The organism is Arthrobacter sp. UNC362MFTsu5.1 (assembly GCF_000685965.1).
Lineage (GTDB): Bacteria > Actinomycetota > Actinomycetes > Actinomycetales > Micrococcaceae > Arthrobacter.
Genome location: NZ_JMLE01000019.1, coordinates 1 through 25,754 on the forward strand (window position 1 = coordinate 1; position 25,754 = coordinate 25,754).

Consider the following 25,754-nt stretch of genomic DNA (forward strand, 5'->3'; position numbering starts at 1 on the left):
AGAAAACTAATGGCTATTTGGGGTGCAGACATTGTTCAGCTCAAGGCGCTCGGAACCAAGCTTCAGGCTGGTTCGTCGGAGATTGAGAAGCAGAAGTCGCTGCTGACGAAGGCTCTCAACGGCACGGACTGGAAGGGCCCGGATGCGGAGAAGTTCCGCAGCGAATGGTCCGGTTCGCACGTGACGGCGCTGGCCAAGGTGGCGCAGGCGCTGGAGGAAGCCGGCAAGCAGGCAACCAAGAACGCCGCCCAGCAGGAAGAGGCTTCCCGCTAGGAAAGCCGCCTGCCCGCCAGGGATGGACTTCGGGAAACCACCGTTTCCTGCCGGATGCCCCGGACGCAACCATGCGTCCGGGGCATCCGCGTTTCAACCGGTGATACGGGAATCGTGCGTCCGCTTAGGGAACGGGCTCGACGTCGTTGGCATGGTCCAGCGGCGCCCGCACCGGCACTGCCGGAATGCCGGCGCCGCGAAGCTCGTCAACCCGGACCAGCACCACGCCGCCCACAATCAGCACCCCGCCGAGCAACTGGACGGGACCGGGCAGTTCGCCGAGCAGGAGCCACGCCCAGATGACGGCGAAGAGCACCTCGGTGAGCGACACAAAGGATGCCACCTTTGAACCAAGTGCGCGGGCGGCCACAATGCCGGAAACATAGGCCAGCACCGTGGCCAGCACAATCAGTCCGCCCAGCGAGACCCACCATGGAGTGATCCATGGCCCCAGTTTGGTGTCCGTGGTGCTGAACGCCATGGGCAGGAGCCCCGTGGCTGCCGCCAGCCACATCACTGCGGCACCCACCATCAGCCCGCCGGACGCCAGGACGATCGGCGGCAGGGTGTCATTTTCCTTGGCGGTGATAAAGAAGTAGATCGCCAGGCAGACCGCGGCGGCGATTCCCCACAGGACGCCGACGAAATCGATCTTCACGGCACCCGTCAGGTCGAGCACCAGGACGAGTCCGCCGAGCGAAAGCAGCGTTCCGGCAATGGTGAGCGTCCGGGGACGCCTGCGGCTCGCGGCCCAGAGCCAGAGGACGATGATTACCGGGGCCAGGTATTCCAGCAGCAGGGCAACGCCGACGGACAGGCGCTCGACGGCGTTGAAGTAGAAGAGCTGGCACGCCGCCACACCGATGAGGCCGAAGAGCAGGATGGTCAGCCAGTTGTTCTTCAATTGGCTCCAGCGGCCGCGCAAGGCAGGAATCGCGGGGATGGCGAGGATTATGGCCGCACCGGTGAGGCGGGCGGTCACCGCCGCGCCGGGTGTCCAGCCGGTTTCGAGCAGGGATTTGGCGAAGGATCCGGAAAGGCCGAAGACCGCCGAGGAAAACAGCGCCACGCCGAGCCCGGACGCCATGAAGCCTGCAGCGGACCGGCGGGCGAAGCCCTGCCGGGAAGCGGCGCCCTGGACGGACGCTTCGGCGCGTTTGCTTACGGCAGGCACGGCTGCCTCCTGTCAGGAGTAAAGTGGGGTAATGGTCATGACATTACGCCCGGACCCTGTAAGGAGTCAAGATGGTTTTTGCCCCTGACACTGAAGTTGCCCTTCGCACCGTGGTGGGGCTGATCAACAGCGCGGCAAACGGCGAGGAGCATCTGGCCACTATGGCGGACCTGGACCGCTTCCTCGAGACGGAAGGCTTCTCGGGCGCACGGTCGCGGGACGCGGCCGAACTGGCCAGCGTCCACAAACTGCGGAGCCAGCTTACTGAGCTGTGGACCATGGACGAGGACTCCGCCGTCGATACGGTGAACCGCCTGCTCCGCGACGCAAATGCACTTCCGCAGCTGATCAAGCACGACGAATGGGACTGGCACCTGCACGCCACCACCCGAGACGCTCCGCTGGCGGACAGAATGGGAACCGAGGCTGCCATGGCACTCGTGGACGTGATCCGAAGCAAGGAAATGGACCGGATGCTGGTGTGCGCGGCAGAGGATTGTGATGCCGTGGTGCTGGACCTTAGCCGGAACCGGTCCAAGCGCTATTGCGACACTGGAAACTGTGCAAACCGGGCCCACGTGGCCGCCTACCGCGCGCGGAAAGCCGCCTCATAGGAGCGATCTGCGGAAGTTTGGCGCAGGGGGAAGTTTGGTGCCGGGGGAAGCGGTGCGGGGAACCAGCGCCGGGGAAACGCGGAACCGGTCCGGCGGATCTAGCGGGAGTCGCCGGGCGCGGAATCCGGGGCGTCGGGAGCCTGGGCGTCGGGGCGTCCTGCCTCCGGCCGGGCTGAATATCCGCCGTGCCCGGAGGACCTCTTGGAACTCAGATTGACGCCGGACCCCTTGCCGAGGTGGTCTGCATTTTCCTTGTGGCTCATCGAGAGCATCGCCGCGATGACCAGCGTCACGATGAACGCTATTCCGGCCCCCGTGAGGGCGAGGTCGAAGCGCGGCGTCCGGGAGCTGCCGCCGGAGGCGAAAATGAGCACGGCAAAAAAGGCCAGGACAGCCCAGAATGCGGAGAACATGAGGGGTCCCTTGACCGAGGTCCGCAGCTTGCGCGGTTCTCCTGGTTTCCGTTGTGCCAAGGTGTTTCCTCCCATGCGGCGCGGCCGGGGCCGGGCAGCTTAAGTAAAGCCATTGTTCTACACGAAGTAGAACCGTTCCCTACTAGTTTACGGCCTCGCTGGAAACGGTCCGCGCATCGTGCCGCAGCGTCAGGGCGGCCAGGATCCAGAGGACGCCGGAAATGATCGCCCCGCCGCCCGCAACGCCGAGCAGGGCGTGCGCTCCGAGGCTAATGAAGAAGGGCAGCGCCACGGCAGTTCCCAGGCCGATGACACCCGAGGCCAGCCAGTCGCGCGCCAGGACGCTGCGGCCGCGGAAAAGGATTCCGAGGTAGAGTTCCGCCGCCCCCAGGAGTCCCAGGCCCAGGGCCGCCAGGACACCGAAGACCAGTTCACTGCCCAGGAACACAACCGCCACGCCGGCTCCGGTCATGATGGCCCCGGCCGCGGCCAGGACCTTGCCTGCAGGCGTTTTGGCGTCAAGGCCGAACTTTCCGATTCCGCGGAGCAGGGTCACGCCCACAGCGAGCAGGTACAGCCCGCCCGCCCAGCCCATTTCAGAGGCCGACGGCGACGCCCAGAAAACTGTCACCGCGCCGAAAGCGAGGGCAAGGACTGCCCTGGTGAGCACCGGTTTCCACAGGTCCGCGGCAGGAGCGGTCAGGGGAGCAGAATTGGGAGGAGATGCTGGGAGGGTCACGGGTCCAGTTTAGTGCGCAGCCGATTCGACGCGAACCGGCCGGCTTAAGGCCGGCCAGACCTGTTGGCCGGGCCTGAACGCCGACTACGTCGAACCAAGGACCATCCACCGGTCCGTTCTCGCTCGCAAACCTAGTGTCACCGCCCGGGCGCACATGTAGCCCAGCGAGAAGGCCGCCCACAGCCAGGTGAGCCCAGCTACTCCGTCGACGCCGGAGATCCGGACAGCGGCCAGCAGGGGCAGATACACCGCGAGGTTTACGACGCCGGCGATGGCCAGGTACTTGGCGTCGCCGGCGCCGATGAGGACGCCGTCCAGCACAAACACATAGCCGGCCACGGGCTGTCCGGCTGCCAGCACCCACAGGGCGAGCGTCAGCGCGGCCTGGACACCGGCGTCGGACGTGAACAAGGCGCCCGCCCACGGGGCCGCAACGGCCAGCAGCGCTCCGGTGACCACGCCGAATCCCGCTCCCCAGCGGATCATGGTCCGGGTCAGCTCACGGGCCGTGGCGGGATTGGCCGCCCCCAGTTCTTTGCCGATCAGGGCCTGGGCGGCGATGGCCAAAGCGTCCAGGGCGAATGCCAGGAAGGTGAAGATGGTCATGGCCAGCTGATGGGCTGCCAGGTTCACCGGCCCCTGGGCTGTGACCACCAGCACGGTTGCCAGGATCGCAATCCGCAGGCTCAGCGTCCGGAGCATGAGCCACGAACCCACCTTGGTCATGGAACGCACGCCGTGCCAGTCCGGCCGGAGGGAAACTCCGTGGTCGCGCGCATTTCGCCGGACGATCACCAGATACACCAGGGCCATCGCCCACTGGGCAATGCTGGTGCCCACAGCCGAGCCGGTCACGGACCAGCCCATGCCGTAAACCAGCGCCAGGTTGAGGAGGATGTTCAGGGTGAACCCCGCCGAGGCCACGGCCAGCGGGGTCCGGGTGTCCTGGAGGCCCCGCAGCACCCCGGTGCCGGCGAAAATCAGCAGCATGGCCACGAGCCCTGGCATGGACCAGCGGAGATAGTCGACGGCGAACTGGCGGACATCGCCCGTGGCGCCCATCAGATCGACCAGGAGCTCGGCGCCGGCGAACCCGGCCGCGGCGAGGACCAGACCCAGCCCCAGTGCCAGCCAGACGCCGTCCCGGCCTGCCGCGAGGGCTTTGGAAAGGCTGCCTTCGCCAATAGCCCGGGCCACTGCCGGGGTGGTGGAGTACGCGAGGAACACCATAAGGCCCACGGCCGTGTGGAGTACCGCGGAAGCCAGGCCGACGCCGGCGAGCTGGGAAACGCCGAGGTGGCCCACTATGGCCGAATCCGCCAGCAGGAAAAGCGGTTCTGCGATGAGCGCGCCAAATGCCGGAACGGCGAGACGGAGGATTTCCCGGGAGTTCCTGCCGGGGGGAACAGTCCGGGCGGCGGCGCGTGATTCTGGCACGGAGCCAGCCTAACCGGAGAGAACCGTCACATGCCGCCATAATTAGTTGACTCTTCAAGTAATGAGATGGCAAGGTTAAGACTGAATCCTCAACCGCGCTGCTCCCGACGCGCGGTGACGCCCCACGATCCGAATGGCGAACCCCCATGAACCAGTCCACACTGACCACCACAGCACTCACCGTCCTCCGCGTCATTGCCGGCTTCCTCTTTGCAGCCCACGGCTGGCAGAAGTTCAACGAGTGGACCATTGCCGGCACGCAGGCCGCGTTTAGCAAGATGGGCATCCCGGCAGCCGAACTGGCAGCCCCGGCAGTAGCCACCCTTGAGCTTGTTGGCGGCATCGCCCTGATCCTCGGCGTGCTGACCCGCGTCTTCGCACTCCTGCTCGCCCTGGACATGCTCGGCGCCCTGTTCCTGGTGCACGCCTCCGCGGGCGTTTTCGCGGCCACCGGCGGCTACGAACTGGTGCTGCTCCTGGCAGCGGGCGCCCTGGCCATTGCCCTGACCGGCGCCGGCAAGGTGGCCGTGGACAGGGCACTGTTCGGCCGCAGCAACTCCAAGCTCAGCGCCCTCGCCTAAAGCGAACACCAATACCCCGCAACGCCGGGCCGGTCACGCGAGTGGCCGGCCCGGCGTCGTCATATGCGTGGCTGGAAGTATTCCCAATGGGGAATATTAACCGGAAACTCCGGTCAGTTCATTGGGTACGTGCCGGAGATCAGCGGATTTGCCCACCTTGCCGGAGGCAAGGTCCACTGCGTGGATCGCGCTGCTTGAGGGCTCGGTGACGTAGGCGGTGGCCCCCTGCACAAACAGCGCGGGGCGTGGGTCCTGCCATGTTTCGGATTCCTCCCAGGCAGCAACCACTGGAATCGTCGACGTGATGTTACCGGTCAGCGGGTCGATGATCCGCAAGGAACCATCGGTTCCCAGAACCAGGGCTTCGCCCGAGGGCCCCCTCCCCAGCGACCGAAACGAATAGCTTGTGCCAAGTTCAACGAGCCGAAGTGCCGCCGTCTCTGTGTTCACCAGGGAGACCCGAGTGGGCCGCTCCAGGATTGCATCCTTGTCCACCTTGTAGTCGCCCAGGACGACTGGCGATTCGGGCGTACCGGCCTGGTTGCCCATGCGTCCGTACGCATCGGGGCTGGGCACTTTGGTAATCCGCCCGTCCCGGTAGACAAGCATGCCGTCTTCGCAGCCCACCACAACAGCATCCGGACCGGCCACCGCCTCTCCGTGGACACCCGGGCAGTCTTCATTGCGCAGCAGCTCCGCCCGGTCCTGCCCGGTTCCGGCAGCCAGCACGGCGATTCCCCGCCGGGACTCGTCGTTACCGAGGGTGACGAGCAGCTTTCCCTCCTCCAGCGGCACCGCCACGCCATGGTGGGCTTCCGGCGCAGTGTAGACGTCGCTTTCGGGACGTGCCGCTTCTGACGCCAGCCCGGACGGCTCGAAAATTTCGACCTGTCCGGAACCATCGCTGAACAGCGCGGTCCTGCCGGCATGGAAGACCGCGTGGCCGGACTTGCTGGCTTGGAACCCAACGTCCGTCAGTGCCGGCCGGGCGGCGTAGGAGTGCCCGTGATCGCCATGTTTTTCGGTCCACACTCCGGCATCAAAGACCTTGAACTCGCTTCCGGTGGAGACCAGGACATGCCGGCCATCCCCCGCGGGGTTGAGCCTGTTGAAGCCGTCAAGGTCCGCCTCCCCCACCACTTTCAGTGAGGCTGCGTCGAGCACCGTGATCCCGCCGGCGTGCGTCAGCACCAGCCTGGGGGCGGGCCCCTGGATTTCCCGGGCCGCATCGGGCGAGGCCGCCGGATGCCCGGCGGCTTGCGGGTCGGTTTCTGCGCCCGGGGCGCCACCGCCCCGCCCGGGATCGGAGGCACAGCCGCTCAGCATGAGCGCGGCCGCGGCGATTACCGCCACCCCTGACAGACGCATCGGGGTTGCCCGCGGGCTGGGGCTCCCCGCCGGATTCAGGGTTCCAGTGGAGGGCTTGAGGCAACGCAAAGCGTTAGTTCGAATCATCATAGGCTAAATGATAGTGATTCTCATTAGCTTGGCAAACCCGGCGACTCGTCACTGACGGCCATATGACTAAGTTGTGACATTGCATAACAAAATCTCACAGAAATGAAACAAAATCCTTGACCTTTGAAACGATCCACTGATAGACCTGTTCCGTACACCACGGATATACAGGCCTGACCGTGATGTAACTTCTGTAACATCGAACCGCTCACCGGGGCGCCCCTCGCAGCCCAGGTTTGACATTGCGCGGATCAGGTAAGGGGTGTCCACGATCGGACACCCCGGCCCGCCATCGGTTCACTGCACCCACTCGCTCCACGCCGACATGCCCGACTCCCTGAAATTGAAACGATACAAGTTCACTTCGACCTGGTTGGTATGTCCACAGCTCATCAAAGGAGATGTTCGTGAGTTATCCCCCTCAAAGAAGCACCCCTCAAAGAGGCACCCGGCAGGACACCGGCTCCGGTGCCCCGCCAAGCGGAAAATCCGGGATAGGCGACGTCCGCGCCGCCAACGAAACCCGGTTGGCCGGCGTACGGTCGTCCTCCGGCGTCCGATTCCCCGGCGCAAAGGCAGTCACGGCAGCAGTCGCCGCGGCTGCGGTGGCCTTCACCGGCCTGCCGGCGGTGCACGCCGAAACTGCCCTCCCGCCAGCCGGTTCGGGCTTCCGCTTCGACTTCGGCCCGGGTGCTACCGCCGACGGCTACACCCAGGTGAATGCCTCCCAGGCATACAGCGCCGCGGCGAGGTTCGGCTTCACTGACACCACCCTGACGTCCGGCGAAGACCGCGGCACCGCCGACCCGCTGCGGTCCGACTTCGTCCAGGCCCAGGGTGGAAGTTTCCTCGTTGATCTTCCCAACGGCGACTACACCGTCAAGCTCATTGCAGGCGACGCCGTCGCTGCCACCAATATCGCGATCACCGCCGAGAAGATCGCCAAGGTCCAGCTCACGGACAAGCCCGCGGGACAGTACCTGGAAATGGAATTCCCCATCTCCCTCGTGGACGGCCAGCTGAATCTTGATTTCAGCGGCACAGCGGCCAAGATCAACTCCCTGGTTATCGCTGCCCGTGCACCGAGGTCCGCCACTGCGGATCCCGCCGTCTACCTCGCCGGCGATTCCACTGTCCAGACCTATGACGCCGGCTACATCCCGCAGGCCGGTTGGGGCCAGATGATCGAACGGTACTTTGATGAGAAGGTCTCCTTCTTCAATCACGCGATCGGAGGACGCAGCTCCAAGAACTTCATCAGCCAGGGACGGCTGGATGAGATTCTCCGCGTCATCAACCCCGGCGACTACCTGATGGTGCAGTTCGGCCACAACGACGCCACCGTGGGCGTTGACGACCGGTACGCCTCCCCCGCCGACTACAAGGAATACCTGCGCACCTACGTCAACGGGACCCGCCAGCGCGGAGCCACCCCGGTGCTGGTCACACCGGTGGGGCGGCGTGATTTTGACGAAACCACCGGGAAATTCAACGTCAGCTTCCCCGAATACGTGGACAAGATGAAGGAACTGGCCGCCGAAGAAAACGTGGCAATGGTGGATCTTTCGGCGCTGAGCCGGGCCTACTTTGACGAAATCGGCCCCGAAGACACCAAGTCGGTCTTCCTCCACGTCGATGCCGGGGTCTACCCCAACCGTCCCACCGGAACCGTGGACAACACCCACTTCCAGGAGTACGGCGCCATCCAGATGGCACGCCTGCTGGCGGGCGGCATAAAGCAGCTCAACATCCCGCTGGCCGCACGCGCCAAAGAGATCGTCCCACCGTCGGCCGTTCCTGCGAAGCCCCAGGGCCTGGTGGCCGGCAGCATCTCCAATGCCGGCGCGCTCCTGAAATGGCAGCCCACCGAGGGCGCGGACATCTACAAGGTATACCGGAAGCTGTTGGCCGAGCCGGACACCGCCTACAAGCTGGCCACCACGGCCACCGTCCCCACGGCAAACCTGGCGGGCCTTTCCGAAGGCACCGCCTACAGCGTGCGGATCGCAGCAATGAACGGCAAAGGCCTTTCCGAACCCGGCGACGCACTGTCCCTGACCACCAAGGAAGCCAAGTACAAGTTCGACTTCGGCCCGGTGGGTGCACCGGTTGAAGCCGGCTACGCCGAGGTCAACCGCACCATGGCATACAGCAAGGAACGCGGTTACGGCTTCAAGGACCTCTCCGTCCTCAGCGACCGAGACCGCGGCGCCGTCACCACCAACCTGCTTCGCGACTTCGTACTCAGCGGCTCCAGTTTCGAATTCCAGCTGGACGTGCCCAACGGCACCTACGCGCTGAAGACCTACCACAGCGACTGGATCGGCTCCACGCGGACGGACGTGGCAGTAGAAGGCAAAGGCTATGGACAGGTTTCTTCCGGCAAAGCCTCCTCGGCGGAAAAGATCGTCAACCAGGTCCTGGTGACCGACGGCCAGCTCAACGTGACCATTAGCGGTTCCGGCCAGCGGCTCAACGGCCTGGAAGTCACTCCACTCCTGGTGGGCCCCACCAACCTGCGCACCACCGCAGTGGACGCTTCGGCTGAACCGGCGGTGGTGGAACTCGCCTGGGACGCCGTGGCCGACGCCGCCAGCTACAAGGTGTTCCGGCAGGCAAACTTCGAGCCGCAGCCGCAGCTCGTTGCTGAGCACATCACGGAAACAACGTTCAAGGACACCACAGCGTTCGCAGGGCTGCCCTACAAGTACCACGTGGTTGCAGTGGACAGCACCGGCCTTGAGTCAGTACCTTCCAACACCGCGGAGGTCTCCCTCACGGACCCGAACACACCCGTACCCGCGGCGCCTTCCAAGGTGGACGTCAAGGCAATCGAGAAGAGCAGCGTCAGCCTCAAGTGGCAGAAAGTCGGCGGCGCATCCGCCTACCACGTGTACCGCTCGACGTCGGCAGACGGCACCTTCTCCTACGCCGGGCGCGCCACCGAGGTGACGTTCACGGACACCACCGTGCTGACCACCATCAGGTACTACTACCGCGTCACCGCCATCAACAAGGGAGGGGAATCAGCAGCGTCGCCCGTGATCGGCACTGACAGGGTCACCGTGGTAAACCGGCAGGTGGAGAAGCTGGACCGCGCCCCCGTGGCCCTGCTCACCGGAGAAGGCGTCCGCGTGGGCTGGCGCATGCTGGGCCTGGATCCCGAACAGATCGGCTTCCATGTCATCCGCGACGGCGTTCAGCTCACCGTGGATCCGATCAGGAACAGCACGTCCTACCTCGATGCCGGCGGAACGGCCTCGTCCAAATACGTGATCAAGGCGGTGGGTGCCGGCGCAGACCAACTGACGGCCGAGTTCACGCCGATGTCCCGCAACTACCTGGCGATCAAGCTCGACAAGCCGGCGGACGACTACACCAAGGACGGACAGCCCTACAGCTACTCCGCCGGAGATGCGAGCGTGGCCGACGTCGACGGCGACGGCACGTACGAAATCATCCAGATGTGGTCCCCGTCCAACTCCAAGGACAACTCGCAGGCCGGTTACACCGGCACTGTCTACGTCGACGCCTACAGGACGGACGGCACCAAGCTCTGGCGCATCAACATGGGCCCGAACATCCGTGCCGGCGCCCACTACACCCAGCTGCTTGCGTACGACTTCGACGGCGACGGCAAGGCCGAAGTCGCTATGAAGACGGCGGACGGCACCCGGGACGCGGCCGGGACGGTGATCGGCAACCCGAACGCTGACTACCGGACCAGCAGCGGCTACGTCCTGACCGGCGATGAGTTCCTCACCGTCTTCCACGGCCTGACGGGCACCATCATGGACACCGTGAAGTACGAACCGCCGCGCGGCGACGTGGCGGCCTGGGGCGACGGCTACGGTAACCGCGTGGACCGCTTCCTCGGAGCGGTGGCCTACCTGGACGGCGAACACCCGTCCATGATGTTCAGCCGCGGCTACTACACCCGTGCCGTGCTGGCGACGTATGACCTCGTTGCGGGCAAGATCGTCAAGCGCTGGATCTTCGACTCCGATGTGTCCGGCACGCAGTACCGCGGGCAAGGCAACCACAACCTCTCCGTGGCGGACGTGGACGCCGACGGCAAGGACGAGTTCATTTTCGGGTCCATGACCATCGATGACAACGGCCAGCCGCTCTACACCACCGGGCTGGGCCACGGCGACGCGATCCACACCAGCGACCTCGATCCGTCGAGGCCCGGACTGGAGACCTTCGCGGTGCACGAGGACATGGGCTCCAGCGGAAACCGCGGAGCGACGTTCCGCGATTCCCGGACCGGTGAGGTGCTGTGGAGCATTCCGGCGATCAAGGACACCGGGCGCGGCGCAGCCGGGGACATCGACCCCCGCTACGCGGGGGCCGAAGGCTGGGCAATTGGCGGCACCGCGGCATGGAACTCGCCCGTGGGCCAGCTGATGTCCGCCAAGGGCGAGCTGATCGCTGAGAAGATCCCGGCCGCCAACTTCCTGGCCTGGTGGGACGGCGACCTGCTGCGCGAGATCGTTGACCACGATTTCGACGACGCCACGTACAGCGGTGTGCCGACCATCAGTAAGTGGAACTGGAACACCGAGTCCGGCGACAAGCTGCTGACAGCCACGGGAGCCAAATCCAATAACGGCACCAAGGGCACGCCTGCCATCCAGGCCGACCTCCTGGGTGACTGGCGCGAGGAAATCGCCTGGCCGTCGTCGGACAGCACGGAGCTGCGGATCTACACCACCACAGCTTCCACCGACGTCCGTCTGCGGACCCTGATGCACGATTCCGTGTACCGGCTCTCGGTGGCCCGCGAGAACATCTCGTACAACCAGCCGCCGCACCCGGGCTTCTTCATCGGTGAGGGCATGGAGATGCCGTCCCAGCCGGACATCGTGTACACCGGGGCCCGCTAAGGATTCCGGACCCCCGGCGACGGACGCCGCCCCACCCCATATGGCGGGTGGGGCGGCGTTTGTGTCATCCGGACCCGTTAGTGCGCGCGGTGGTCAGTAAACTCTCAGCATGAGCGAGTCTGCCGCCAATTCAGTGACCCTCCGCTTCCTTGCGGCCCCCATGGACGTCGGCCACAGCGGTTCCGTGGACGCCGGAACCGTGCTCGAGTGGGTGGACAAGGCGGCCTATGCCGCAGCAGTCGGCTGGGCAAAGTCCTACTGCGTCACGGCTTACGTGGGCAACATCCACTTTGCGGACCCGGTCAACAGCGGCGACATGGTCGAAGTCACCGCCACGATCGTCTATACCGGGCGCTCTTCCATGCACATCCGCACCGTCGTGTCCTCGGGCGACCCGAAGGGCGGCCCCGCCACCATGCGCAGCCAGTGCATGGTGATTTTTGTGGCCGTGGGTGCGGACGGAAAACCGGTGCCGGTCCCGCAGTTCGAACCTTCCACGCCCGACGAGATTGAGCAGCGCGACCACGCCCTGGCCCGGATCAAGGTGCGCGAAGACATTGTGCAGGCGATGAACGCGCAGCAATATACCGACGCCGGCACCGCCGAACGGGTTGTCCTCCGGTTCATGGCCGCCCCTACCGACGTGAACTGGGGCGGCAAGGTGCACGGCGGCATCGTCATGAAGTGGATCGATGAGGCCGCCTATGTGTGTGCGTCCCGGTACTGCGGCAAGGACACCGTCGCGGTGTTCTCCGGCGGGGTGCGTTTCTACCGGCCGCTGTTGATCGGCCACGTGGTGGAAGTGGAGGCACGGCTCGTGTACACCGGCACCAAGGGCATGCATGTTGCCGTCCACGTCCGGTCCGGCGATCCCAAGGGCCGGGAGATGAACCTGACCACGTACTGCCTCACAGTCATGGTGGCCAGGGACGCGTCCGGGAACTCGGTGCCCATTCCGCCATGGGTTCCGGTTTCTGAAGAGGACAAGCGCCTGCACGCCCACGCCCGGGAACTGCTGGAGATCCGGGGCCGGGCCCCCGGAAACCGGCTACCCAACCACCTGCTGTCAGCTGGCGGCGTTCAGGCCGGCGGGGCGCCTGCCGGCGGGGTGCAGGCGACCTCGTAGTCCGGCCGGCTAGAAGCCGCCGCCGCCGGCGTCCGCCGCCATGTTGGCGAACCGCGAGTAATGCCCCTGGAAGGCCACCACAATGTCCTTGGTCGGGCCGTTACGGTGCTTGGCGATGAGAATGTCAGCTTCGCCGGCGCGCGGCGACTCCTTGTCGTAGACGTCCTCGCGGTGGAGCAGGATCACCATGTCGGCATCCTGCTCGATCGAGCCTGATTCACGGAGGTCCGAAACCATGGGCCGCTTGTCCTGGCGCTGTTCGGAGCCACGGTTCAGCTGTGACAGCGCAATCACCGGCACCTGGAGTTCCTTGGCCAGCAGCTTCAGGGCACGGGAGAACTCCGAGACTTCCTGCTGGCGGGATTCCACTTTTTTGCCGGAGCTCATGAGCTGCAGGTAGTCCAGGATGACCAGCTTGAGGTCGTGCTGCTGCTTGAGCCTGCGGCATTTGGCCCGGATTTCCATGAGCGACATGTTGGGGCTGTCATCAATGAACAGCGGGGCCTCGTTCATCCGGCCCATGGTGGTGGCGATCTTGGACCATTGTTCGTCCTTGATGGTGCCCTTGCGGAGGTCCTGGAGGCCGATGGTGGCCTCCGCGGACAGGAGGCGCATGGCGATTTCGTTCCGGCCCATTTCCAGGGAGAACATCACCGTGGCGAGGTTGTTCTTGATGGCCGCGGACCGGGCAAAGTCCAGGGCGAACGTGGACTTACCGACAGCCGGGCGGGCCGCGATGACAATCATCTGCCCCGGGTGCAGGCCGTGTGTGAGCTCGTCCAGTTCGTAGAAGCCCGTGGGCACGCCCGTCATGCCTTCGTCGCGGTGGCCCGAAGCTTCAATCTCGTCCACCGTGGATTCCATGACGTCCTTGAGGACAACGTAGTCCTCAGCCGTCCGCCGTTCCGCCACCGCGTAAATCTCCGCCTGGGCTTGGTTGACGAGGTCTTCCACTTCGCCGTCCGAGCCGTAACCCAGCTGGACGATCTTGGTGCCGGCATTTACCAGCCGCCGCAGGACGGCACGTTCGGCAACGATCTCTGCGTAGTATCCTGCGTTGGCGGCAGTGGGTACGGTCTGAATAAGCTCGTGCAGGTAGGCGGGTCCGCCGATCCTGTTGATCTCTCCGCGCTTGGTCAGCTCGTCAGACACAGTTACGGCGTCGGCAGGTTCGCCGCGGCCGTAGAGGTCAATGACGGCCTCGTAGATGGTCTCGTGGGCGGGACGGTAGAAGTCCTGGCCCCGCAGGATCTCAACGACGTCGGCGATGGCGTCCTTGGACAGCATCATGCCGCCGAGAACTGATTGCTCGGCAGGGATGTCCTGGGGCGGCTTTCGGTTGCCTTCGGAACTCCGGGTGCCCTCGATTGAGTCCAGGTGCGTAACTGACAAAGCTGCCGTCCTCCGTTGTGTACCGCGGCGTATCTCTTTAAGCCGTCGGTGCTGTGTTGCCATGTGCCATTGGGCTGACCTGCGAAGCCGGGCCTCGCTGTGCGCCATGACCAGAACTACCACCCGGCACTGACAGTCTTCCCGTGCAGGAAGGTGCCTGCACCCGCAGTTCCTGCCGAATCCCTGGTTATCCCCAGTTTGCGGAGGTTATCCACAATTGCTTGTAGGACTCTGCATCCGGACCGCCCGCAGGGGCTCGGTCCGGACTGCGGAAATCAAGTACCAATGCCCCAAAAACAGGTATCCCGCTACGTTAGTACCCCTGCCCGCGGCCACCAAGCCCACATACATGCACACCTGTGGATAAGTTGTGGATTAAGGGGTCCTGCTTGTGCACAGCCTGTGTGGCAACCTGTGGAAACAAAAAAACTTTGAGCCACAATAGGCGCCTGACCTGCGAAAACGTCCGAAATGCCATGTGGATGAAAAATACTTCTAAGGAACATTCATCCACAGCTTTCAGGTTCCCACTGGGGATACCGGCCGGTAACCCGGGCGGAAGTGACGAAAGATATACCCGGGCTGTGATCTACATCATCACGAAGGCGTCGAATTGACGGCCGCCCGGCCGGGCTGTATGCGAGCCGCAGAATATGCTGTGGATAACAGCGAACTGGCATAAGCTCTATGCATGGGCGATGTGTTGATAGTTATACTGCCTGCCCTCATCCTTGTGGCAGTCATCTGGGCCGTGACCACGGCCCTCAAGCCTCGGGACACCGGCATCTCAGACGCCGAGCGGTATCAACTTGAGCTGGCCCTGCGGTCGCAGGCACATTATGCCGCCCAGGTGAAAGCGGCCACCGCCGCCCGGGCGCGGGTTGATGCCGCCACCCGGCCAAGCCAAAACGAGCAACAGCAGTCACAACAGGCCGACCATGCGCGGGCGGCCCTGCACGCCCAGGCGGGGTCAAGCCCGGGCGTGGGAATGCACGGCTATCAGGGCCCGGTCCTGCCCGGAGGCCAATTGAACCCGCAGTTCGCCCTGCAACTGCAGTCCATGGCCCGCAACGGCCAGAAACTGCAAGCCATCAAGATGCTGCGGCAGGCAACGCATTCAGATCTTTTGACCGCCAAGAATTATGTAGATCGGCTATAGCAATGGAATCACTGGTGATCCCCGTCCTGATCCTTCTCCTCGTGGGAGCCGCAGTCCTGCTGGCGGCCCGCGCCGTGGGTCGCCGGACCTCCGGCCCGAAGGCTTCAGCCGCCACGGCAGCCGGCAGCACGCCGCCCGGCGAGCCGGTGGAACTGGCCCGGGCCGCGGCAGCGAAGCTCAATGAAGACCAGCACCGCAGGCTGTACGCCCTGATAGCGCAGGGGCAGGCCATGGCGGCCATCAAGCTCTACTACGAAGCCTCAGGCGAGGGCCTGCGGGCCTCCCGCGACGCCGTCGGCGCCCTGGCCGCCCACCCCCAGCCGTTTACCCCAGCGGCCCCTGAGGTGCCGGAACATGACGATGACGACGCACCCGAGCGTTTCCCGTACCGGTACCGCGCGATTGCCAGCAAGGGCGATGTCACCCGGGAGGTCAGCAGCAATATGCTTAACGACGAGATCTACGGTCGGATTCGCACGCTGGCCAAGAGCGGCGACACTGAGGCGGCCGCAACGGCCCTCACCAAGCATTCGGACATTTCACTTAAGCAGGCCCGCGAGTTTATCGCCCTGCTCGACGACTGAGCGGCCCGGACTCGCGCACTGCCGTAGGGCTGAGGGCACGCCGTTCGGGCGGGGCGCCTAGAAATCGAAGAGCTCGCCGAGCCAGCCTTCCTTTTTCTTGGGCCGCCGCCGGTCGTCATAGCGCCGGTCGTCATACCGGGGTTGATCGTAGCGGGGACGGTCCCGCCGGTCGTCATAGCGGCGATCATCCGGCCGCCTGTCGTCCCGGCGCGGATCCGGATTGTTGTACAGCGGCGGCGGAATAAGTCCGGGGACGGGGGGCGCGGCCGGCGCAGCCGGCGTTTGCGGCCCTGCCAACTCGGCGGCGCGGTCAATGATCTTGTCCAGTTCGCCGCGGTCAAGCCACACGCCCCGGCACTGCGGACAGTAATCGATCTCCACTCCGCTGCGCTCACTCATGACCAGGTCTATTGAATCCACAGGGCATTTCATGTTCCGCACAACGACTGGAACTGCGGAAAAGTTCGACATGCACCGGGCGGGTCCGCCGGAGGTTGCACCTAGCGGCCGTTCGAGATTCCCGCCAGGAGCTGTTCAAAGGGCAGCGACTCAGCGGCGTCCGTCTTCCGCCGCGTCGGCGCGGCCGCGACCAGGGCCGCGAATTCATCGGCGGCCCGGTCGATCCGCACCGAAAGGGGCGTGCCGCCGTCGTCCGTGTTGCCCCAGTCCTGGGGGCCGGCGAAAACGCCAGTAGCAGCCACCCGGGTCCGCAAGTAGCTGAACAGGGGACGCATGGCATAGTCCAGCACCATCTGGTGGCGGTCGGTGCCGCCGGTGGCCCCGAGGAGGACGGCCTTGCCCTCCAGGGACTTGGGATCCAGGACGTCGAAGAAGGACTTGAAAAGGCCGCTGTAGGAGGCGCTGAAGACCGGCGTGACAGCAATGATGCCGTCGGAATCCTCCACGCCGGCGATCACGTCGGCAAGCCGGGGTGCCGCGTAACCGGTGACGAAGTTGTTGGCAATATCCACAGCGAGGTCACGGAGTTCCACCACGTCAACGGCCACCGCGTACCCCGCGGCAGCCAGCTGGCGTTCGGCTGCGGCAGCGAGCTGATCGGCCAGCAACCTGCTCGACGACGGTACGCCAAGTCCGGCGGAGAGGACGGTAATGCGGCGGGTTTCCACGGTTTGCTCCTGAAGGTCATCGGTAAATCCAGAGTACATGCGTTTGCATCTATCGACTAAACCCGGCTGTGCCTGGGTTTATTCCGCAGCCCGGGATCACTGCCGTGCGGCCCTGCTGACAACAGTGGCGGCGTCTGCCAGACTGCCGTCATGGCTGAAAACAAGACCCAGGCGACGGACGCTTCCGTGGAGGAGTTCCTGGAGGGCGTGGAGAACGCGGCACGCCAGCGGGACGGCCTGCGGCTTCTGGCACTTATGAAGGAAAACACCGGCGAAGCGCCCGTGATGTGGGGTCCGAGTATCGTCGGTTTCGGCAGCTACCACTACCGTTATGAGAGCGGTCGCGAGGGGGACACGGTCGCCGTCGGGTTCTCCCCGCGGAAGGGGAGCCTTTCGCTGTACGGGCTTACTTACGCGCCGGAGGCGGCCGAGCTGCTGCCCCGCCTGGGAAAACACAAGGTCGGCGCGGGATGTCTCTACATCAACAAACTGGAGGACGTGGATGAGGCGGTCCTGGCCGAACTCATCCGGGCCGGGCACCGGCACTCCACCACCGTGATGCACCAGGAATAGGACCCGGAAGAAACCCTGCATTGCAGGCAGTACCCGGTGTTAAGAACAAAGGCCCCCGCGCCCGGTTCCCAAGGGAATCCGAATACGGGGGCCTCCAGCAGTTCAGGACTGCGTAGTGCTCTGGCGTTAAGCCGGAGGAACTACTTGCCTGCGACTACGTCGAGTTCGATCACTGCGGCAACGTCGTCGTGCAGACGGACGTTGGCCTGGTAGGAACCGACCGACTTGATGTGTGCCGGCAGTTCAACCTTGCGCTTGTCGATCTTGCCAAGGCCAGCGGCCTCAACAGCGTCGGCCACGTCGCCCTGCTTGACGGTGCCGAACAGGCGTCCGGTCTCGCCAGCCTTGACAACGAGCTTGACCGGCTTGGCGGAGAGTGCAGCGGCCTGCTTCTGAGCGTCTTCCAGGGAAGCGTGCTCGCGGGCGGCGCGGGCAGCCTTGATGGACTCAACCTGCTTCTCGCCACCCTTCGACCAGGTCAGGGCGAAGTTGCGGGGCAGCAGGTAGTTACGTGCGTAACCGTCCTTGACCTCGACAACGTCGCCAGCAGCACCGAGACCGGTTACTTCGTGGGTCAGAATGAGCTTTGCCATTTTAGTTAATCCCTTCCTTAGCCGCGGCCAGCGCCGGAGTAAGGCAGCAGAGCAACTTCGCGGGCGTTCTTGATTGCCTGGGCGATCTTGCGCTGTTCCTGCACCGTGACGCCGGTGACGCGACGGGCGCGGATCTTTCCGCGATCGGAGATGAACTTGCGCAGCAATGCTACGTCCTTGTAGTCGATGACAGTGATGTCAGCGGCCTTCAAGGGGTTGGACTTTGGTTTGGGCTTACGGAGTTCAGCCTTAGCCATCGTGGAGCTCCTATTCTAGGGAGCCCGTGGATATTGATCCACGGGATGGTGGTGGTTCGACGGCGGCACTCACCCGGGAGCCGTGAGGCATCCCGGCGGGTTCCGGCGCCGGACCTTAATTATTGGTTAGAAGGGAGGTTCGGAATCCGGGCCGTTGCCCCAGCCGCCGCCTGCATTACTGACCCCGGGCGTTGCCCAAGGGTCTTCCTGCGCTGCGGGCTGGTTGCCGCCCCAGTTTCCTCCGGTGTTGCCGCCCTGGTTTCCACCCTGGCCGCCACCGAATCCACCGCCGCTGTTGCCTCCGCCGAAGCCACCCTGACCACCCTGACCGCCGGAGCGCTGGGTGCGGTTGACCTTGGCGTTGGCGTAGCGCAGGCTCGGGCCGATTTCATCGACTTCGAGCTCGATAACGGTGCGCTTCTCGCCTTCTTTGGTTTCGTAGGAACGGCTCTTCAACCGGCCGGAAACGATAACCCGCATGCCCTTGGTGAGGGATTCTGCGACGTTTTCGGCTGCTTCACGCCACACGGATGCGCGGAGGAACAGGGTTTCCCCGTCCTTCCACTCATTCGACTGGCGATCAAAGGTGCGGGGCGTAGAAGCGATGGTGAAATTCGCTACTGCCGAACCTGACGGTGTGAACCTCAGTTCGGGGTCATTGGTGAGATTACCGATGACCGTAATAGTGGTTTCGCCTGCCATCTACTGCCTCCTTGTTCGTTCCTGCGGGGTAAAGATTGAATGCACGGAGCTGAAATTACTCAGCAACGACCTTCTGCTCTTCGGGGCGGGTGATCTTGGTGCGCATGATGGTCTCATTGAGACTCAGCTGGCGGTCAAGTTCCTTGGCGGTATCCGGCTTTGCGGTGAAGTTCACCACTGCGTAGATACCCTCAGACTTCTTCTTGATTTCGTAAGCCAGGCGACGACGGCCCCAGATGTCAACCTTTTCGATGGTTCCACCATCGTTGGTGATGACGTTCAGGAACTTCTGAAGCGACGGCTCAACGGTACGCTCTTCGACCTCGGGGTCGATGATTACCATCAATTCGTAAGGACGCATATGTGAACCCACCTCCTTTGGGCTAAGCGGTTACGGCATTTCCGTAACAGGAGGTTCATTTGCGGTGCCATGCTCATCCAGTCCCCCAAACGGAGGCAGGACGCAGCACAGACTTCAATATCTTAGTGCATTTAGGCCTGTTTCGGCGATTCGTGGCCCTTTCAGGCTAGTCCCGGGGCCATACAGGGCGGAAACGCTCCGGCCGCTATGTGGAAAAGCCGTGCGAAGCCGGGTCCGGCGTGTTTGTTTGGCTAGAGTAACGACACATGGACACCAGACCTCCGCCCGCCACGGTCAAACGCAGCCGGCTGCGGTTCTTTGCGATGGTCGCGGCAGGAACTGCGGCCGCTGCGGCAACCGGTTTTTCAGGACTGTGGGTGGAGGCGCCGGCGGTCGGATGGGGCAGCGCCGCCCTGGTTTACGTCGTGTGGGTCTGGCTTGTGGTGGGCAGGTTGGGACCTGCAGAAACACGCGCGCACGCGACCTCCGAGGATCCGTCCCGCAGCACCACCGACCTGCTGATCCTGGTGGCCAACGTCGCCAGCCTGGCTGCAGTTGCCGCAGTGGTGGTGGACTCCCACAGAGCCGACGGCGGCTCGCGGCTGAGCGGGGGGCTGCTGGCCCTGGCATGCGTCGCCTTGTCGTGGATCCTGGTGCAGACTCTCTTCACCCTCCGCTATGCCGAGCTGTACTACAGCCCTGGAAAGAGGGGCGTCTCCGACGCTGGCGGCATAGATTTCAACCAGGATCGGCCGCCGCAATACACGGATTTCGCCTACTTGGCCACGAGCCTCGGCATGACTTACCAGGTGTCCGACACCAACCTGCAGAATCACCTCATCAGGGCGGAAGCGCTCAAACACAGCCTGCTGTCCTACCTTTTCGGCACCGTCATCCTTGCCACGACCATCAACCTGGTGATCGGACTCGCCTGACGCCTGCGCTGCTGCCGGCGGGCGGCACGATGCCGCAGTGATCGGTAGCGGTCCTTGACCCGCACGACGCCGAAGAGGACCATGTCAAAAGTACCGGTCTCACCTCGGCGACATTAGGGGTAAGCCATGGAAAAAATCACTCCCCGCAGAACGGCATCAGCCAAACGCTTTGGCCTCGGTATCCTTATTGGATCCGCTCTGCTTGCCTCAGGGCCGTCGCTGGTTTGGGATCAGACACCGTCCTCGGCTGCCCCCGCCCAGGCAGTGGCCGCCGCCGACCCCCTTCAATTGCGACAGGTTGACGGTGGCCCGGAGTATTTTGCGAAGTATCCCAAGTCATTGCCTGCCGATCCCTCGTATTTTCCAATTGGCGTTTGGCTGGAAAGCCTCATGGAGCCGACAGATGCTCCGAGGGATCATCTCGTCGGTATCAACCTTTATGTCGATCTGACCAGCAGTTCAGACATCACATTCGCCACCAACCAGGGAATGCGCGCCCTGACCAGCAACCCGGTATCCGGGGCCGTAGGGTGGGTCATCGCGGATGAACCGGATATGTGGGCCGGCCCCGGAGACGCTCCATGGACCCGCAACTGGCCGGGAGCGGGCCCGATTTGCACGCCGGAGACAGAGCGCTGCGGCTATACCATCCAGCGCGAAATGCGCAAAGGCATACCAACCGGACAACTCGTGTATGCCAATTACGGAAAAGGCGTGACCTTCTGGGAGACCAATGAGCAGGCGTCCATCTTCGTCAATGAATTCCAGGACGTGGTGTCCGCGGATAACTACTGGTTCACCGATCCGTATATCTGCGGCCCCTCCGAAGGCGGTGCCGTGCTTGCCGCCGGCGCGGAGCTGTCGCCCGAGAAATGCAGGCTTGCGGCCAACTACGGCTGGACCGTCGACCGCGTGCGTTCCTTGGTGCAGCCGGCCATGAGCAAACCCGTCTGGGCATTCGTGGAAGTCGGCCATCCGTTCACGGATCCTAAGGCTCCCACCATCTCGGGACCGGAAGTCCGTGCTGCTGTCTGGAGCAGCCTTATCCACGGGGCCAGGGGGATTGTTTACTTCAATCACAACTTCGGCGGCGCCTGCCTGTCCCAGCATGTGCTGAGGGAGTCTTGCGGGGACGCAGTCAGGCCGTGGGTGACGGATGTCAACGGACAGATCAACCGGCTGGCACCGGTGCTCAACGCACCATTCCTGGATAACGCGCTGTCGCATGGCGAGGGTGTCGACGCGGCCGTCAAAGTGCATGACGGATCACTGTATGTCCTTGCCGGTTCCGCGCAGGCAGGGCAGCAAGATGCCCTTTTCCAGATGAGCTGCCTGGCGGGCGCTGACGCGGCCGTCACGGTCCTGGACGAAAACCGGACTGTGGCAATGACCAAGGGCGTCTTTAGCGATCACTTTGCCGACGGCAACGCCGTCCACCTTTACCGGGTCGACGGAGCCGCTGCATCCTGCGTCAGATAGCAGGTAGCCCGCGGCGGCCGCGGCCTGCCTCCGCCAGGGTCCGGAAGGACCTACGCCGCTGTCCGGAAGAACAGTTCGGTCACCCGGGCCAGCCGGAACGGGTCCTCGACGCCGCAGAGTTCACGGGCGGAGTGCATCGACAGCAGCGGCACCCCCACGTCCACGGTCCTAATACCCAGGCGCGTCGCCGTCAGCGGCCCGATCGTGGACCCGCACGGCATCACATTGTTGGACACGAACTCCTGGTACGGGACGTCCGCCTCACCGCACAGCCGTGCCCAGAAGGCGGCACCGGGGGCGTCGGTCGCGTAGCGCTGATTGGCGTTGATCTTGAGCAACGGGCCGCCGTTGAGGACCGGGCGGTTCACGGGGTCGTGGCGCTCGGCGTAGTTCGGATGCACCGCGTGGCCGGCGTCGGCGGAGACGCAGAACGACGCCGCCAGGGCCTGCCGACGCTGGCTCACCGACGCGCCAAGGCCGTCCGAAACGCGCACCAGGACGTCCTCCAGGAGGGGTCCGCAGGCGCCCGAGCGCGAGTTGGAACCGATCTCCTCGTGGTCGAAAGCCGCGAGGACGGCGATCGGGCCGCCGTCCGCCTGCTCCCCGGCCTCGGCGTGGGCGATGATCGCGGCCAGGCCGGCATGGGTGGCGGACAGGTTGTCCAGCCGTCCGGACGCGAAAAATTCACCCTTGGCCCCGAAAACCGCGGCAGGCTGCGTGTCTGCCACAACGACGTCGTATCCGCCGATCTTTGACGGATCCACCGGCGCGGAGCCGGGATCCGCTGCCGTGGCCCGTTCGGCCAGCAGCGCCAGCAGGTCCTCGCCTGCCGGATCCCCCAGTCCGAAGACGGGGTTCATGTGCTGCTGCTTGTCCAGTGCCAGGCCCTCGTTTACCGCCCTGTCCAAATGGATGGCGAGCTGGGGGAACCGGAGCAGCGGCCCGGTGGCGGTCAGGCACTGCGTGCCGTCCAGCATCACCAGCCGTCCGGCCAGCTGCAGTTCCCGGTCCAGCCAGGAGTTGAGCAGCGGGCCGCCGTAGACCTCCACGCCGGCCTGCAGCCACCCGAACTTTCCGGTGGTGGGCTTGGGCTTGAGCTTGAATGACGGCGAATCGGTGTGCGCCCCCAGGATATTAAAGCCCGTGGTGGGTCCGGCACTCTCCGGTGTCACCCAGGCGATCAGGGCCCCGTCGCGGACTACGTAGAACCGCCCGGCGGCGCCCGCACCCGGACCGCCGGCGCCCGGACCCGCGTCACCCGGACGCGTGCCACCCGGACTGCCGGCCGGCCACGCGGCCAGTTCATCGAGCCCGGTGAAGCCAGCCTCATCCAGCCGCAGCGCGGCTTCCTGGACTGCATGGAAGCTCGACGGCGACGCGCTGACATACGCGCCGAGGTCCTGGATGTGGTCTGCGGCAGTGGCGTGGGAAGGCATGGCTCCGAGTCTAGCGGGGCCGCGACGGCCCGCGCCGAACCCCGGTTCCGGGAGGCACCGCACCTACACCGTGACGTTGAGTCCGGCCGTGTAACCGGCGGCCGACGAACCGGACATGGTGGCCAACTGGTAGATGCCGCCGTCGTCGCCAAAGACGTTGTCTGAGGTGAGCGTGGTGTTGGGAAAGTTCCGGGCGCTGGTCTCATAGCCCGTCGTGGCGTAGACCTCGTTGCAGGCCGCCTCTGTCATGGCGATCTGGGAGACAGCCAGTACCTGCCCTGCCACCGTGGCATTGCTCATGGATTCGAAAACTTCGAAGTGGATATGCGGCCAGCGGCCGTTGTACGCCCCGGGATAGATGGTGGTGAACGTAACCTGGCCGTTGGCATCCGCTTCCTGCACCCCGCGGAGGAAGTTCTCGTTTTCGAGGCCGGCGTCGTACATGGAGTACTTGCCGTCGCGGTCGCAGTGCCAGGCGTACACGGCGGCTCCGGCGAGGGGTTTGCAGCCGTTGGCGTTGTCCAGGAGCGTCAGGGTGACCGTCAGCGGGATGCCTTCGGCCTTGGTGGTGGAAGTCCCGAAGCTGGCCGTGATGTCCTGCCGCACGACGCCGGACGCCTCCAGGACGTTCGGGCCGTTGGAACCGTCTCCCGGGTAAGGTCCCGCCGTTTCCTGCGGAATTTCCACCCCGCATTCCGCGATGGCCCGGGTCAGCGTGGGTGACGCCGTGGCGGACGCCGACGCTGAGGGCGTGGCAGTCGCCGGGGCAGACGGCGTCGCCGTCGCGGTGGTGGAACTGCTGGCGGTTCCCGGTGTGGAGCCCGGCGTGCAGGCTGCCAGCGCGGCGGCCGCTGTGCCGGCACCGAAGAACAGGCCCAGGGAACGGCGGCTCATCAAGGTGGAGAGGTCGAACTCCAAGCCGCGGTCGTGATTGGGGTGGGGTTCGTGGGGCGGCTGCGGTGAAGTGGTCATGGACCCATAAAACTCCGAAGGGCTATGCCGCGCATAGGCCCTTCCTGTGTGCACGCTGTGTTGCTGTGGAGGATGCCGGAGACTGCACTGCAGCTGGGTGGGCGTTGGCGGTCCGTGCCTTGACCGGCTCACTGATGGGAGGGCACAGGTTGCTGATCAATCCGGTGCCCGCGCATTCACGCATCGCCTCGATGCCGGCGGCCGCCGCCCTGGTGTCCGGAAATGACCGGGAAACGCCCAGTTCCGAACCGTCCGGCCCTATCATCCTGAATCGCACGCCCGATGCCTCGTCCACATAAAGTTCGAATCGTCCCGCCATGGTTTCCTTCCAAAAGGTGGTCGTGGGGATCCCAAACGATGCTGCCCGGTGGTGTCCGGCGGAAGAAGGGGCAAAAGTCCTTTTACCCGTGAGTAACTCCGGTCCTGCGCCGACGTGCGCCATTGCGCCATTGCGACGGCGCGGACCATCCGGGGACTTTGGGCCCTGTTGGTCGTTACGGGATGGGTATCTACTGGTCTGTGAGCCGGGCCGCTGCGTTGCTGCCTTGCCAAAGGAAAGCCCTGCCAGTAACCCGTCCTGCCAGGCAACAACCAGGAGAGAGCCATGTCCGGTGCGTTGAAATGGTCCCCGTTCGAGTCGGCCCGATGGCCGTCTGCCCAGGATGGGTCAGACAGGAAACCGTCGCAGTTCACCGGCTCCAACGGGCGGTCCTTTGAAACCACCGACAGCCTGGTCCCCATCCTCGTCGAGGAGGTCAGCGTTGACGAGTACGTCGACCAGGAGGCACTCGTTGTCCGCGCCTACCTGCCCGGCGCTGACCCGGACACGGACATCCAAGTCTCCGTGGCCGGGGGTGTGCTGCACATCCGTGCGGGGCACGAGCACGCCGGCGGCCGATCCGAGGGCACCCGCATTCAGTCCGGGCAAAGGTACCGCCCCTTCGACCGCAACCTGCCTTTGCCGGAGGGCGTTACGGACGAGGACATCAAGGTGACCTTCAGGGACGGCGTCCTCGAAGTCAGGACCCCGCTTCCCGCGGTGCCCGGAACGGACGCTGCAGAGAAACGGCTCCCCATCAGCCGCGGTTAACGGCGGCTCCGCCAATCAACAGCCGGGCAACCGGGAAAGAGGCAAAATACACATGGAACGGCGCGCCCAATGGAACTGAAATCACAGTGGCACCTGCTAGATCCCGCCACCCGCAGGTGGCTCATGGACAACCCGGGCTGCGTCGTGCTGCCCCGGACGATCGCGACCCGCGTTGCGAGTGTTGCGGACGAACCGGTGGTCCGCGACCAGCACGGTGCAATTCAGCTCAGCGCGGCCGACGTCAGCTTCATCCGCACCCGGGTTCACAGTGCCGCGACCAGGGAGCACCGTTTCTTCGACGCCGTGCAGCCCGGCAGCCCGGCTCCGGCGGATGCCGGAAATCCGGAGAGCGCGGAGTCCGGGCACCTGGACTGACGGCACCCGGACTCC

26 protein-coding genes are annotated in these 25,754 nt (G+C 64.7%); 12 read left to right on the forward strand and 14 right to left on the reverse strand.

The features are described 5' to 3' along the window. Positions 1-9: 9 nt before the first annotated feature. A complete protein-coding gene (locus BS38_RS0116640; protein WP_028271826.1) occupies positions 10-273 on the forward strand; it encodes a hypothetical protein in 264 nt (87 codons plus the stop codon). A gap of 124 nt (positions 274-397) precedes the next feature. Here BS38_RS0116640 and BS38_RS0116645 read toward each other — a convergent pair whose 3' ends face one another. Continuing rightward, positions 398-1,360, reverse strand: coding sequence for an EamA family transporter (locus tag BS38_RS0116645; RefSeq protein ID WP_051628988.1), 963 nt, complete (start codon positions 1,358-1,360; stop codon positions 398-400). A gap of 158 nt (positions 1,361-1,518) precedes the next feature. On the opposite strand from BS38_RS0116645, the gene BS38_RS0116650 reads away from it, so the two are divergent. After that, positions 1,519-2,061, forward strand: coding sequence for a CGNR zinc finger domain-containing protein (locus BS38_RS0116650; RefSeq protein ID WP_028271828.1), 543 nt, complete (start codon positions 1,519-1,521; stop codon positions 2,059-2,061). A gap of 98 nt (positions 2,062-2,159) precedes the next feature. Here BS38_RS0116650 and BS38_RS0116655 read toward each other — a convergent pair whose 3' ends face one another. The 3 genes from BS38_RS0116655 to BS38_RS0116665 all read right to left on the reverse strand — a co-directional run bounded on the left by BS38_RS0116655 (position 2,160) and on the right by BS38_RS0116665 (position 4,650). After that, positions 2,160-2,534, reverse strand: a complete 375-nt coding sequence (locus BS38_RS0116655; protein ID WP_028271829.1) for a hypothetical protein — start codon at positions 2,532-2,534, stop codon at positions 2,160-2,162. An 82-nt stretch (positions 2,535-2,616) separates the two neighbouring features. After that, positions 2,617-3,213: a hypothetical protein gene (locus BS38_RS0116660; protein ID WP_028271830.1), complete on the reverse strand. Its 597-nt coding sequence runs from the start codon at positions 3,211-3,213 to the stop codon at positions 2,617-2,619. An 84-nt stretch (positions 3,214-3,297) separates the two neighbouring features. Further along, a complete protein-coding gene (locus BS38_RS0116665; protein WP_028271831.1) occupies positions 3,298-4,650 on the reverse strand; it encodes an MATE family efflux transporter in 1,353 nt (450 codons plus the stop codon). Between the two features lie 146 nt (positions 4,651-4,796). On the opposite strand from BS38_RS0116665, the gene BS38_RS0116670 reads away from it, so the two are divergent. Further along, entirely contained in the window at positions 4,797-5,231 is a 435-nt protein-coding gene (locus BS38_RS0116670; protein ID WP_028271832.1) for a DoxX family protein, read from the forward strand. 96 nt (positions 5,232-5,327) lie between these two features. On the opposite strand, the gene aztD is transcribed toward BS38_RS0116670, so the two are convergent. Next, positions 5,328-6,689 carry a zinc metallochaperone AztD gene (gene aztD, locus BS38_RS0116675; RefSeq protein WP_331280057.1) on the reverse strand — a complete coding sequence of 454 codons (1,362 nt, stop codon included), beginning with the start codon at positions 6,687-6,689 and terminating at the stop codon, positions 5,328-5,330. Between the two features lie 407 nt (positions 6,690-7,096). Here aztD and BS38_RS27840 point away from each other — a divergent pair, with 407 nt between their 5' ends. After that, on the forward strand, positions 7,097-11,578 hold the full coding sequence (locus BS38_RS27840) for a rhamnogalacturonan lyase family protein (RefSeq protein ID WP_269319513.1): 4,482 nt from the start codon (positions 7,097-7,099) through the stop codon (positions 11,576-11,578). Positions 11,579-11,687: 109 nt separating this feature from the next. Then, positions 11,688-12,704: an acyl-CoA thioesterase gene (locus BS38_RS25490; RefSeq protein ID WP_043439034.1), complete on the forward strand. Its 1,017-nt coding sequence runs from the start codon at positions 11,688-11,690 to the stop codon at positions 12,702-12,704. A 9-nt stretch (positions 12,705-12,713) separates the two neighbouring features. Here the strand turns inward: BS38_RS25490 and dnaB are convergent, their stop codons facing one another. After that, complete coding sequence (gene dnaB / locus BS38_RS0116690) at positions 12,714-14,096, reverse strand: replicative DNA helicase (protein ID WP_028271834.1); 1,383 nt, start codon at positions 14,094-14,096, stop codon at positions 12,714-12,716. 691 nt (positions 14,097-14,787) lie between these two features. Here dnaB and BS38_RS0116695 point away from each other — a divergent pair. Together BS38_RS0116695 and BS38_RS0116700 are read left to right on the forward strand one after the other, a co-directional pair. Beyond that, on the forward strand, positions 14,788-15,255 hold the full coding sequence (locus BS38_RS0116695) for a hypothetical protein (protein WP_028271835.1): 468 nt from the start codon (positions 14,788-14,790) through the stop codon (positions 15,253-15,255). A gap of 2 nt (positions 15,256-15,257) precedes the next feature. Further along, a complete protein-coding gene (locus tag BS38_RS0116700) occupies positions 15,258-15,839 on the forward strand; it encodes a hypothetical protein (RefSeq protein WP_028271836.1) in 582 nt (193 codons plus the stop codon). A 57-nt stretch (positions 15,840-15,896) separates the two neighbouring features. Here the strand turns inward: BS38_RS0116700 and BS38_RS0116705 are convergent, their stop codons facing one another. Beyond that, positions 15,897-16,271, reverse strand: coding sequence for a TFIIB-type zinc ribbon-containing protein (locus BS38_RS0116705; RefSeq protein WP_043439048.1), 375 nt, complete (start codon positions 16,269-16,271; stop codon positions 15,897-15,899). Between the two features lie 68 nt (positions 16,272-16,339). Next, a complete protein-coding gene (locus BS38_RS0116710; RefSeq protein WP_028271838.1) occupies positions 16,340-16,966 on the reverse strand; it encodes an FMN reductase in 627 nt (208 codons plus the stop codon). Positions 16,967-17,116: 150 nt separating this feature from the next. Between BS38_RS0116710 and BS38_RS0116715 the strand changes: the two genes are divergently transcribed. Beyond that, complete coding sequence (locus BS38_RS0116715) at positions 17,117-17,539, forward strand: DUF1801 domain-containing protein (protein WP_028271839.1); 423 nt, start codon at positions 17,117-17,119, stop codon at positions 17,537-17,539. A 140-nt stretch (positions 17,540-17,679) separates the two neighbouring features. Here BS38_RS0116715 and rplI read toward each other — a convergent pair whose 3' ends face one another. The 4 genes from rplI to rpsF form a co-directional block, all read right to left on the reverse strand. Next, positions 17,680-18,132: a 50S ribosomal protein L9 gene (gene rplI / locus BS38_RS0116720; RefSeq protein ID WP_028271840.1), complete on the reverse strand. Its 453-nt coding sequence runs from the start codon at positions 18,130-18,132 to the stop codon at positions 17,680-17,682. Between the two features lie 17 nt (positions 18,133-18,149). Next, the gene (gene rpsR / locus BS38_RS0116725) at positions 18,150-18,389 is read right to left on the reverse strand and encodes a 30S ribosomal protein S18 (RefSeq protein ID WP_003800144.1); all 240 of its coding nucleotides are present in this window, start codon (positions 18,387-18,389) and stop codon (positions 18,150-18,152) included. A 126-nt stretch (positions 18,390-18,515) separates the two neighbouring features. Further along, positions 18,516-19,091, reverse strand: a complete 576-nt coding sequence (locus BS38_RS0116730) for a single-stranded DNA-binding protein (RefSeq protein WP_028271841.1) — start codon at positions 19,089-19,091, stop codon at positions 18,516-18,518. 55 nt (positions 19,092-19,146) lie between these two features. Beyond that, positions 19,147-19,452 carry a 30S ribosomal protein S6 gene (gene rpsF, locus BS38_RS0116735; RefSeq protein ID WP_011693941.1) on the reverse strand — a complete coding sequence of 102 codons (306 nt, stop codon included), beginning with the start codon at positions 19,450-19,452 and terminating at the stop codon, positions 19,147-19,149. 266 nt (positions 19,453-19,718) lie between these two features. On the opposite strand from rpsF, the gene BS38_RS0116740 reads away from it, so the two are divergent. Then, on the forward strand, positions 19,719-20,387 hold the full coding sequence (locus BS38_RS0116740) for a DUF1345 domain-containing protein (protein ID WP_028271842.1): 669 nt from the start codon (positions 19,719-19,721) through the stop codon (positions 20,385-20,387). 126 nt (positions 20,388-20,513) lie between these two features. Then, a complete protein-coding gene (locus BS38_RS25495; protein WP_231511295.1) occupies positions 20,514-21,866 on the forward strand; it encodes a hypothetical protein in 1,353 nt (450 codons plus the stop codon). A 50-nt stretch (positions 21,867-21,916) separates the two neighbouring features. Here BS38_RS25495 and BS38_RS0116750 read toward each other — a convergent pair whose 3' ends face one another. Together BS38_RS0116750 and BS38_RS0116755 are read right to left on the reverse strand one after the other, a co-directional pair. Further along, positions 21,917-23,302, reverse strand: a complete 1,386-nt coding sequence (locus BS38_RS0116750) for a M18 family aminopeptidase (RefSeq protein ID WP_028271843.1) — start codon at positions 23,300-23,302, stop codon at positions 21,917-21,919. Positions 23,303-23,365: 63 nt separating this feature from the next. Further along, complete coding sequence (locus BS38_RS0116755; RefSeq protein ID WP_028271844.1) at positions 23,366-24,274, reverse strand: intradiol ring-cleavage dioxygenase; 909 nt, start codon at positions 24,272-24,274, stop codon at positions 23,366-23,368. A 604-nt stretch (positions 24,275-24,878) separates the two neighbouring features. On the opposite strand from BS38_RS0116755, the gene BS38_RS0116765 reads away from it, so the two are divergent. Further along, positions 24,879-25,364 (forward strand): Hsp20/alpha crystallin family protein, encoded by a 486-nt coding sequence (locus BS38_RS0116765; RefSeq protein ID WP_028271846.1) that lies wholly within the window; start codon positions 24,879-24,881, stop codon positions 25,362-25,364. Between the two features lie 69 nt (positions 25,365-25,433). Further along, positions 25,434-25,739, forward strand: a complete 306-nt coding sequence (locus BS38_RS25500; protein WP_197024969.1) for a hypothetical protein — start codon at positions 25,434-25,436, stop codon at positions 25,737-25,739. The last annotated feature ends 15 nt before the right edge of the window (positions 25,740-25,754 follow it).

Coding starts and splice junctions, on each gene's coding strand:
- BS38_RS0116640 (WP_028271826.1), top strand. CDS start 10: ATGGCTATTTGGGGTGCAGACATTGTTCAGCTCAAGGCGCTCGGAACC.
- BS38_RS0116645 (WP_051628988.1), bottom strand. CDS start 1,360: ATGGCGTCCGGGCTCGGCGTGGCGCTGTTTTCCTCGGCGGTCTTCGGC.
- BS38_RS0116650 (WP_028271828.1), top strand. CDS start 1,519: ATGGTTTTTGCCCCTGACACTGAAGTTGCCCTTCGCACCGTGGTGGGG.
- BS38_RS0116670 (WP_028271832.1), top strand. CDS start 4,797: ATGAACCAGTCCACACTGACCACCACAGCACTCACCGTCCTCCGCGTC.
- aztD (WP_331280057.1), bottom strand. CDS start 6,689: ATGATGATTCGAACTAACGCTTTGCGTTGCCTCAAGCCCTCCACTGGA.
- BS38_RS25490 (WP_043439034.1), top strand. CDS start 11,688: ATGAGCGAGTCTGCCGCCAATTCAGTGACCCTCCGCTTCCTTGCGGCC.
- BS38_RS0116695 (WP_028271835.1), top strand. CDS start 14,788: ATGGGCGATGTGTTGATAGTTATACTGCCTGCCCTCATCCTTGTGGCA.
- BS38_RS0116700 (WP_028271836.1), top strand. CDS start 15,258: ATGGAATCACTGGTGATCCCCGTCCTGATCCTTCTCCTCGTGGGAGCC.
- BS38_RS0116705 (WP_043439048.1), bottom strand. CDS start 16,271: ATGAAATGCCCTGTGGATTCAATAGACCTGGTCATGAGTGAGCGCAGC.
- BS38_RS0116715 (WP_028271839.1), top strand. CDS start 17,117: ATGGCTGAAAACAAGACCCAGGCGACGGACGCTTCCGTGGAGGAGTTC.
- rplI (WP_028271840.1), bottom strand. CDS start 18,132: ATGGCAAAGCTCATTCTGACCCACGAAGTAACCGGTCTCGGTGCTGCT.
- rpsR (WP_003800144.1), bottom strand. CDS start 18,389: ATGGCTAAGGCTGAACTCCGTAAGCCCAAACCAAAGTCCAACCCCTTG.
- BS38_RS0116730 (WP_028271841.1), bottom strand. CDS start 19,091: ATGGCAGGCGAAACCACTATTACGGTCATCGGTAATCTCACCAATGAC.
- rpsF (WP_011693941.1), bottom strand. CDS start 19,452: ATGCGTCCTTACGAATTGATGGTAATCATCGACCCCGAGGTCGAAGAG.
- BS38_RS0116740 (WP_028271842.1), top strand. CDS start 19,719: ATGGACACCAGACCTCCGCCCGCCACGGTCAAACGCAGCCGGCTGCGG.
- BS38_RS25495 (WP_231511295.1), top strand. CDS start 20,514: ATGGAAAAAATCACTCCCCGCAGAACGGCATCAGCCAAACGCTTTGGC.
- BS38_RS0116750 (WP_028271843.1), bottom strand. CDS start 23,302: ATGCCTTCCCACGCCACTGCCGCAGACCACATCCAGGACCTCGGCGCG.
- BS38_RS0116755 (WP_028271844.1), bottom strand. CDS start 24,274: ATGACCACTTCACCGCAGCCGCCCCACGAACCCCACCCCAATCACGAC.
- BS38_RS0116765 (WP_028271846.1), top strand. CDS start 24,879: ATGTCCGGTGCGTTGAAATGGTCCCCGTTCGAGTCGGCCCGATGGCCG.
- BS38_RS25500 (WP_197024969.1), top strand. CDS start 25,434: ATGGAACTGAAATCACAGTGGCACCTGCTAGATCCCGCCACCCGCAGG.